The organism is Ruegeria arenilitoris (genome assembly GCF_013030265.1).
In the GTDB taxonomy this organism is placed as follows: domain Bacteria; phylum Pseudomonadota; class Alphaproteobacteria; order Rhodobacterales; family Rhodobacteraceae; genus Ruegeria; species Ruegeria arenilitoris_E.
In genome coordinates, this window is record NZ_WPZQ01000006.1 from 346899 (window position 1) to 353545 (window position 6647).

General features: G+C 53.9%; 8 protein-coding genes. 2 read left to right on the top strand and 6 right to left on the bottom strand.

The genetic code is table 11. The annotated features are described in order from the left end of the window. Nucleotides 1-214: 214 nt before the first annotated feature. The gene (locus GOX61_RS13320) at nucleotides 215-895 is read right to left on the bottom strand and encodes a hypothetical protein (RefSeq protein WP_170334378.1); all 681 of its coding nucleotides are present in this window, start codon (nucleotides 893-895) and stop codon (nucleotides 215-217) included. Between the two features lie 366 nt (nucleotides 896-1261). On the opposite strand from GOX61_RS13320, the gene GOX61_RS13325 reads away from it, so the two are divergent. Beyond that, complete coding sequence (locus GOX61_RS13325; RefSeq protein WP_170334380.1) at nucleotides 1262-1666, top strand: hypothetical protein; 405 nt, start codon at nucleotides 1262-1264, stop codon at nucleotides 1664-1666. Between the two features lie 112 nt (nucleotides 1667-1778). Here the strand turns inward: GOX61_RS13325 and GOX61_RS13330 are convergent, their stop codons facing one another. Genes GOX61_RS13330 through rpsJ form a run of 4 tightly spaced genes read right to left on the bottom strand, consistent with a single transcriptional unit; the run spans nucleotide 1779 to nucleotide 3744 of the window. Beyond that, nucleotides 1779-2075, bottom strand: a complete 297-nt coding sequence (locus GOX61_RS13330) for a 50S ribosomal protein L23 (RefSeq protein ID WP_008757532.1) — start codon at nucleotides 2073-2075, stop codon at nucleotides 1779-1781. Beyond that, nucleotides 2072-2689, bottom strand: coding sequence for a 50S ribosomal protein L4 (gene rplD / locus GOX61_RS13335; RefSeq protein WP_170334382.1), 618 nt, complete (start codon nucleotides 2687-2689; stop codon nucleotides 2072-2074). The genes GOX61_RS13330 and rplD overlap by 4 nt, the downstream gene beginning before the upstream one ends. Further along, nucleotides 2686-3411, bottom strand: coding sequence for a 50S ribosomal protein L3 (rplC, locus tag GOX61_RS13340; protein WP_170334115.1), 726 nt, complete (start codon nucleotides 3409-3411; stop codon nucleotides 2686-2688). Before rplC ends, rplD begins: the two co-directional genes overlap by 4 nt. Nucleotides 3412-3429: 18 nt before the next feature. Continuing rightward, on the bottom strand, nucleotides 3430-3744 hold the full coding sequence (rpsJ, locus tag GOX61_RS13345; RefSeq protein WP_008756422.1) for a 30S ribosomal protein S10: 315 nt from the start codon (nucleotides 3742-3744) through the stop codon (nucleotides 3430-3432). Between the two features lie 229 nt (nucleotides 3745-3973). Here rpsJ and GOX61_RS13350 point away from each other — a divergent pair, with 229 nt between their 5' ends. Then, on the top strand, nucleotides 3974-4426 hold the full coding sequence (locus GOX61_RS13350) for a hypothetical protein (RefSeq protein ID WP_170334384.1): 453 nt from the start codon (nucleotides 3974-3976) through the stop codon (nucleotides 4424-4426). Nucleotides 4427-4713: 287 nt separating this feature from the next. Here the strand turns inward: GOX61_RS13350 and GOX61_RS13355 are convergent, their stop codons facing one another. Then, nucleotides 4714-6426 (bottom strand): amidohydrolase, encoded by a 1713-nt coding sequence (locus tag GOX61_RS13355; RefSeq protein ID WP_254436856.1) that lies wholly within the window; start codon nucleotides 6424-6426, stop codon nucleotides 4714-4716. Nucleotides 6427-6647: the final 221 nt, after the last annotated feature.

Sequence of the window (6647 nt, forward strand, 5' to 3'; positions counted from 1 at the left end):
CTACCAGCCCGCCATAGCAAGCGAATTGTGCAAAACAAGATTGTTTGGCGCTCAAATTTCTGGGTCGCAGCTTAAGAAGAGGCCCCACATGTGCAGGACCTTTACCTCTTTTTAGAGGCGTTTCCGATCACGGACATTTGGACAGGCCGATATGTGTTGCTCTCTACCAGGGTCATCTCTGCTTTTGACGCGTCTCCGATGGGTAGCGATACTCTCACCCTAACGATCGCCTTCTGCAGAGCGGCTCGGACTCCACTGCAATGCGTTGCTGGCGCTTGATATGGCCCAGCACCTCGCGAAAGGCACGGTGCTTGGGTTTGCCTTCCAGATAATCCGCAAGCTTGAGCAGGTTGATCGGGTGCTTCGCAATCAGCACCTCAATCCGCTGCACCGCATCGTCCAACTCATAGCTGTCCACGAACTGACAAGCCACCTGCGTGGGCGTCAGCAGGCAATAATCCTGTGGGCGTTTTTGGGTATAGCGCGCGATGTCGAAAGGAGATGCGCCAAGGGCGTGGAACTTGGGGATGTGCACGCGTATGTCAGCCTCGGCATGCTCTAACACCGTGCCGGAGGTCTGTTGAAAGCCCAGCGGCCCAAGCTTGCCAACGACGTGCTTACGCATCGCCGGAGAGACCATGTCCACATCCGCCCGGTCATATTTAAGATCATCAAAAACCGACAATAGTCGCAGCTTCTCATCCGCAATCTGAAAATATGGCTCGGAACTGAACCCACGCATCTGCGTCAGCACCTGTTTGCGCACAGCATCAGGATTCGAAGCAAGATCAGTGTCAGGATGCTTAACTTCCGCTCTCTGAAACAGTCTCTGGAAACGTCGGAACAGAGGTGTTTTCTTGTTTAGATTTTCCCGTGTTTTGTCGATATCCTGCATGATCTTCAATGTAACTTGGATATCCCCGGCGACCATAGTTCAGAGGCAAAAACAGCAAAGACACGTCTTGAGCATTCACAGCAATAGACACACAAAAAAACGCTTTGGTGCAGCAAAGCCGATCAAAGACTGGTGCTCACATTGATTGTACCACCCTTTTCCGGACCCATATGTGCTTTTCGGCGACTTTCCGACCGCCCGGTCGGCCTCGAAACCGCGTGACCATCTTGCTGCTTTAGTGACACTCAAATCCGGCATCATTCACCCTGCCTGATCTAAACTCCAACTCCATTGACCTGAGATTTTGCCATAGCCTGTCACAATGCTAGGCTTCGCTACGATTTCCATAGCTCAAAGGACGCGACCATGAAGAAGATACTCCCACTGGTCTTTGCACTTTCCCTAATCGGGTCATCCGTGCAGGCGCAAAGAGTGGCAGACGTTAAGTTTGCACCCGGAAACTACGGAACCATGGTCAACGGTACAATAACTGGCGATGAGTATTTCGACTATAAACTCGGTGCCAATGCAGGCCAAAAAATGTTTGTCGAGCTGAACGTGGCCGATACCAACGGCAATGGCACGATTTACTACAACATCCTGCCCCCTGACAGCGATGGTGCCGCGATCTACAATGGATCCATCAACGGCAATACCACCACAATCGATCTGCCCGAAAGCGGAGACTATACAATCCGTGTATACCTTATGGGCAATGACCGGGACGCCGGTAAAACAGTTGGGTACAATATCGATCTGTCGATTCAGTAAACGACTGCGGTGCAGACTTGCTCAAATCTCCGGATCAACATGCTTCTGAACTGGCAAAAGAAAAACCCCCGCTTTCGCGGGGGCCTTAATCTCATCCCAAAGACGGGTCCGATCAGAGACCGGTGGAAACGTCGATGGTGTTACCCTCTTCCAGGGTCACATATGCTTTTTTGACGTCTTTCCGACGGCCCAGCTGGCCACGGAACCGCTTGACCTTGCCTTTGGTCACGGTGGTGTTCACCGCTTTGACCTTCACACCAAACAGCGCCTCCACGGCCTCTTTGATCTGCGGCTTGTTGCTGTCGATCGCCACTTCAAAGACAACCGCGCCATTCTCAGATGCCATGGTCGACTTTTCGGTGATGATCGGCTTGCGGATCACGTCGTAGTGTTCTGCCTTCGCGCTCATTTCAGTCGAGCCTCCAGTGCTTCGACAGCCGCTTTGGTGAGCACCAGAGTGTCACGCTTGAGGATGTCATAAACGTTTGCACCCATCGACGGCAGGATATCCAGACCTTCGATGTTGCGCGACGCCTTCAGGAAACCTTCGTTCACGGTCGCGCCGTCGATGACCAGAGCGCGTTTCCAGCCCAGGTTTGCAACCTGTTTGGCCAGTGCGGCGGTCTTGCCTTCGGCTTCGGCGTTCTCGATCACAACCAGTTCACCTGCTTTGGCTTTAGCCGACAGAGCGTGGCGCAGGCCAAGCTTGCGGAACTTTTTCGGCAGGTCGTGGCCGTGCGAACGAGGGGTCGGGCCCTTGTAGATACCACCCTTGCGGAAGATCGGCGCGTTGCGGTCACCATGGCGTGCGCCACCGGTGCCCTTCTGGCGATAGATCTTCTTGGTCGAGTAGCTGGTTTCCGAGCGGGTCTTCACCTTGTGGGTGCCGGCCTGCGCGTTGTTGCGCTGCCAACGGACCACACGGTGCAGGATGTCCGCGCGCGGCTCCAGGCCGAACAGGTCCGCATCCAGCTCGATGTTGCCGGCTTTGCCGCCGTCCAGTTTGATTACATCAAGTTTCATGCTTCACCACCTTCCGCGGGAGCTTCTTCCGCAGGTGCTTCGGTTGCAGCCGATTTCACAGCAGCCGGGAAAGGCAGGCCTTCCGGTGCTTTCTTCTTGACGGCGTCCTTGACGGTGACCCAGCCCGATTTCGGTCCGGGAACGGCGCCTTTGATGAAGACCAGACCACGGTCGGCGTCGGTTTTGACGACTTCCAGATTCTGGGTGGTTACACGGGCAGCACCCATGTGACCGGCCATCTTCTTGCCTTTGAACACCTTGCCCGGGTCCTGACACTGACCGGTCGAACCGTGCGAACGGTGGCTGATCGAAACACCGTGCGAGGCGCGCAGACCACCGAAGTTGTGGCGCTTCATTGCACCGGCAAAGCCTTTACCGATCGAGGTACCCGAAACGTCAACTTTCTGACCTTCCAGGAAGTGTTCTGCCGAAATCTCGGCGCCCACATCAATCAGGCCGTCTTCGGAGACGCGGAACTCAGCCAGCTTACGCTTGGGCTCGACCTTGGCAGCGGCGTAGTGACCGCGCATGGCCTTCGAGGTGCGTTTTGCCTTGGCAGCACCGGCGCCCAGCTGAACGGCGGTGTAGCCGTCTTTGTCAGCGGTACGCTGTGCAACAACCTGCAGGTTGTCCAGGTGAAGAACGGTCACAGGGATCTGCTTGCCGTCTTCCATGAACAGGCGGGTCATGCCAACTTTTTTTGCGATAATACCAGAGCGCATAATCTATACCCTCCGATCTTACGACTGCAGCTTGATCTCGACGTCCACACCAGCAGCGAGGTCGAGCTTCATCAGCGCGTCAACAGTCTGGGGGGTCGGATCAACGATGTCGAGCAGACGCTTGTGCGTACGGATCTCGAACTGGTCGCGGGATTTCTTGTCAACGTGAGGGCCACGGAGAACCGTGAACTTCTCAATCTTGTTCGGCAGCGGGATCGGGCCGCGCACGTTCGCGCCGGTCCGCTTGGCAGTGTTGACGATCTCTTGCGTGCTGGCATCCAGAACGCGATAGTCAAATGCCTTCAGCCGAATACGGATGTTTTGGCTTTGCATATTAACAGCCTTTTATCAGGCGTTGAGGTTGAGAGGAGGACAGACGCGCATCGCCAACCCTCTTCGAACCCAAAAGGCGGGAATCACCCCGCCTTGATGTTCTTGATGAGAACTCGCGCGTATTAGTGGGGTTGGTGGGGTTTGGCAAGGGGGTATTACCTGCCTTTTCTCGAAGCGACCTCATAACCACTATTCAAAGCGAGTGGCTATTCAAATGCGGAGAGAGTCAATGGCAAGGTCATTCTGGCAGTTTTGGCTGTTTTTCATACCCGGCATCGCGGTATCTCATCTCATTTCCATTTTTTCCCATGATTTAATGAGCATACCCCGTGGAGTGCCTTTCGGACGCTTTGGCATTATCGGGGCCATTGCTCAGATTTCACTGTTGTTGCTACCGTTTGCGATCGGGGCATCTTTGGCAGCAATGCTCTATTTCAAGCGATACGAGGCAAAGTCAGATCCTCAAGAAGTTTTAAACTGTGCAAAGAAAATTGGAGGAGTTGTATTGATTTTGACTTTTCTGTTCTTTGCGCTGTCAGGAGCTTGGTTTGGCCTAATACAAGCACCCGGTTGGATGATAGTAGTTGTACTTTTTGCGCCAGCCTTGGCGGCAGCAGTTACATTTTGGGTCGTGTTTCCAAGTACTATCAGTTTAATTGTTTTTGGGCGAAATCTCAGTTGAAGAGCTACAATAAGAAAAAGTCCGCCCCGGTATGGGTCGGCTTTCTTTAGTTCAGCCGAGTTGCTCTCGGCAGATTTTTCCATGGAAAATCGCCTGCCGCAACCAGGCGCGACAAGCGCGCCTTTCTCGATGATTTTCGATACTACACCGGCGCCAACGGTGCAGCTGCCCTCCCGGACCGCGAAGCGCAGACTGTTTCCATCGCGTTCGGTGCCATCAGCTCAACGCCGAACGATACGCATGTCCACCTCGGCTCCATTTTCAGTCTGTTTCAATCAAAACTTAACCTAATTCCTCACTAACCAAGGGTCTTCAACCTTCATGCCCTGATACACGGCGTGCAAAAAGAGATGAGCAATCACAGGGTCATTTAAAAATGGCGAGAATTGCAAATTGCCCTCTCTGACGCCTTCCTCAGCTTCATAGACAACCTCATCCCCTTTGACAGTCACCAGCACCTCAAGTTCAGCCAGAGTCTCCGGATCGACTGCCGTGGGATCATCCGACAGGATCACAAAATCTGCCACTTTGCCGACCTCAATCGAGCCCTTCTCATCTTCCTCAAAGTGTTGCCAGGCAGGCCAGATGGTCATCGCCTTCAATGCGGTCATGACATCTACCCGCTGATGCGGCCCCAGAATGTCACCTGACCGCGTGCGACGCGTGACCGTAGCCGCAAGAACACGCATGCTATCTGGAAAGGCCACCGGCGCATCGTGATGCGTGCCGAACATCATGTCACGTTCTCGTAGCCATCCTGTGGGTGAGATATTGTCTGCGTTGACCGGCCCAACAGTATGATCTCGGTGCCAATCGCCCCAATAGAACGTATGCATCGGGAATAGCGACGGAAACACACCAAGGCGCTTAAAACTGGCAACTTGATCCTCTCGCAGAAACTGACCGTGAACCAAAACCGGGCGGTTGCCAGGGTCGCCATACTTGATCTGCGCCTCTTCGAGCGCAGCAATCAGCATGTCAGATGCTCCTTCGCCGTTGGAATGCACAAGGATCTGGAAATCATTCTCGTAACACCAGTTCACGGCGTCCTGGAGTTGTTCCATCGTTATCGCCGCGTACCCTGCGTACCCCGCGGCATAGTTTCCAACCGGATCATAGTATGGTCGATCCCGCAAAGCCGTGAAGCCCTGCGGCGAACCGTCGATTGTCAATTTGCAGCCTCCTACCCGAACCCGGTTGTCATAATCCGTCGAGGTGTTCGCTCCAATATACTCTCTCGACTCGAGAACATCCGGAAACGCTACAACGTCGATAGGTAGCCCTTCTTCGGCGGCAACTTTCTTAAGAACTTCGACGATTTCACCTGAAGATCGACCTTCTTGTCCGGTCGTATATCCAAACTTTGCCCAGAGTTCGGTTCCAGCTCGGGCAAATTCGGCAAGACCTTCCTCACCCAAATTCCCCAACATCGGCACGAGAACCGAAAAGAACGCGTATTCTTCCAGAACACCATTTGGTTCACCGGCTTCATCGCGTTGGATCACCCCGCCCGGAGGTGCTTCAGACGCCGCCGTGATACCTGCCAACTCCAGCGCTTTTGAGTTTGCCACGCCTAGGTGCCCAGACTGATGAATAATGACAACGGGCAAGTCCTCAGACACCATGTCCAGCTCTTGTCGTGTCGGGTGACGGAGTTCCTTCAATTGAGCATTATCGTAACCGAAGCCAATGATCATTTGGACCTTTTCAACGGCCTGCGCATTCTCTTCAGCCCAGTCAGTCAGTGTGGATTGCAGACTTGCGATATCAATGACATCCCCGTCCGGTGGCGCAAGAAGGTTAGCGGACAGTGCCTGCAAGCCCCCCATGACGACATGCCCGTGGCTATCAACGAACCCCGGAAGCATCGCGCGCCCTTCCAGATCATAGGTTTCGGTTTCCTCGCCCTGATGCGCCGACAAGTCAGGCAGCGGACCAACCGCAAGAATGCGCCCATCTTTGACTGCGACAGCTTCGGTGGACGGAGCCGTATCGTCCATCGTAACAATGGGCCCTCCGAGATAGATCCTATCCGCAATTTCTTTTGAGGACGCTGAAGTAGATGAGAAAGCAACTGCTGCGACAAGACAAACTGAACGCGCCGAAAAGTGCATCTTATGACCTCTTTCTAATTGCAATGTCTCAATACGAAAGAAGTTAGCATTACTGTTGGCTTAGGCAAAAACGAAAAAGGGCGTCCCGAGGGACGCCCTTTCTTTGG

What these genes read in the sequence shown, in the direction of transcription:
- GOX61_RS13320 (WP_170334378.1), bottom strand. Translation starts at nt 895, where the DNA reads ATGCAGGATATCGACAAAACACGGGAAAATCTAAACAAGAAAACACCT.
- GOX61_RS13325 (WP_170334380.1), top strand. Translation starts at nt 1,262, where the DNA reads ATGAAGAAGATACTCCCACTGGTCTTTGCACTTTCCCTAATCGGGTCA.
- GOX61_RS13330 (WP_008757532.1), bottom strand. Translation starts at nt 2,075, where the DNA reads ATGAGCGCGAAGGCAGAACACTACGACGTGATCCGCAAGCCGATCATC.
- rplD (WP_170334382.1), bottom strand. Translation starts at nt 2,689, where the DNA reads ATGAAACTTGATGTAATCAAACTGGACGGCGGCAAAGCCGGCAACATC.
- rplC (WP_170334115.1), bottom strand. Translation starts at nt 3,411, where the DNA reads ATGCGCTCTGGTATTATCGCAAAAAAAGTTGGCATGACCCGCCTGTTC.
- rpsJ (WP_008756422.1), bottom strand. Translation starts at nt 3,744, where the DNA reads ATGCAAAGCCAAAACATCCGTATTCGGCTGAAGGCATTTGACTATCGC.
- GOX61_RS13350 (WP_170334384.1), top strand. Translation starts at nt 3,974, where the DNA reads ATGGCAAGGTCATTCTGGCAGTTTTGGCTGTTTTTCATACCCGGCATC.
- GOX61_RS13355 (WP_254436856.1), bottom strand. Translation starts at nt 6,426, where the DNA reads ATGGACGATACGGCTCCGTCCACCGAAGCTGTCGCAGTCAAAGATGGG.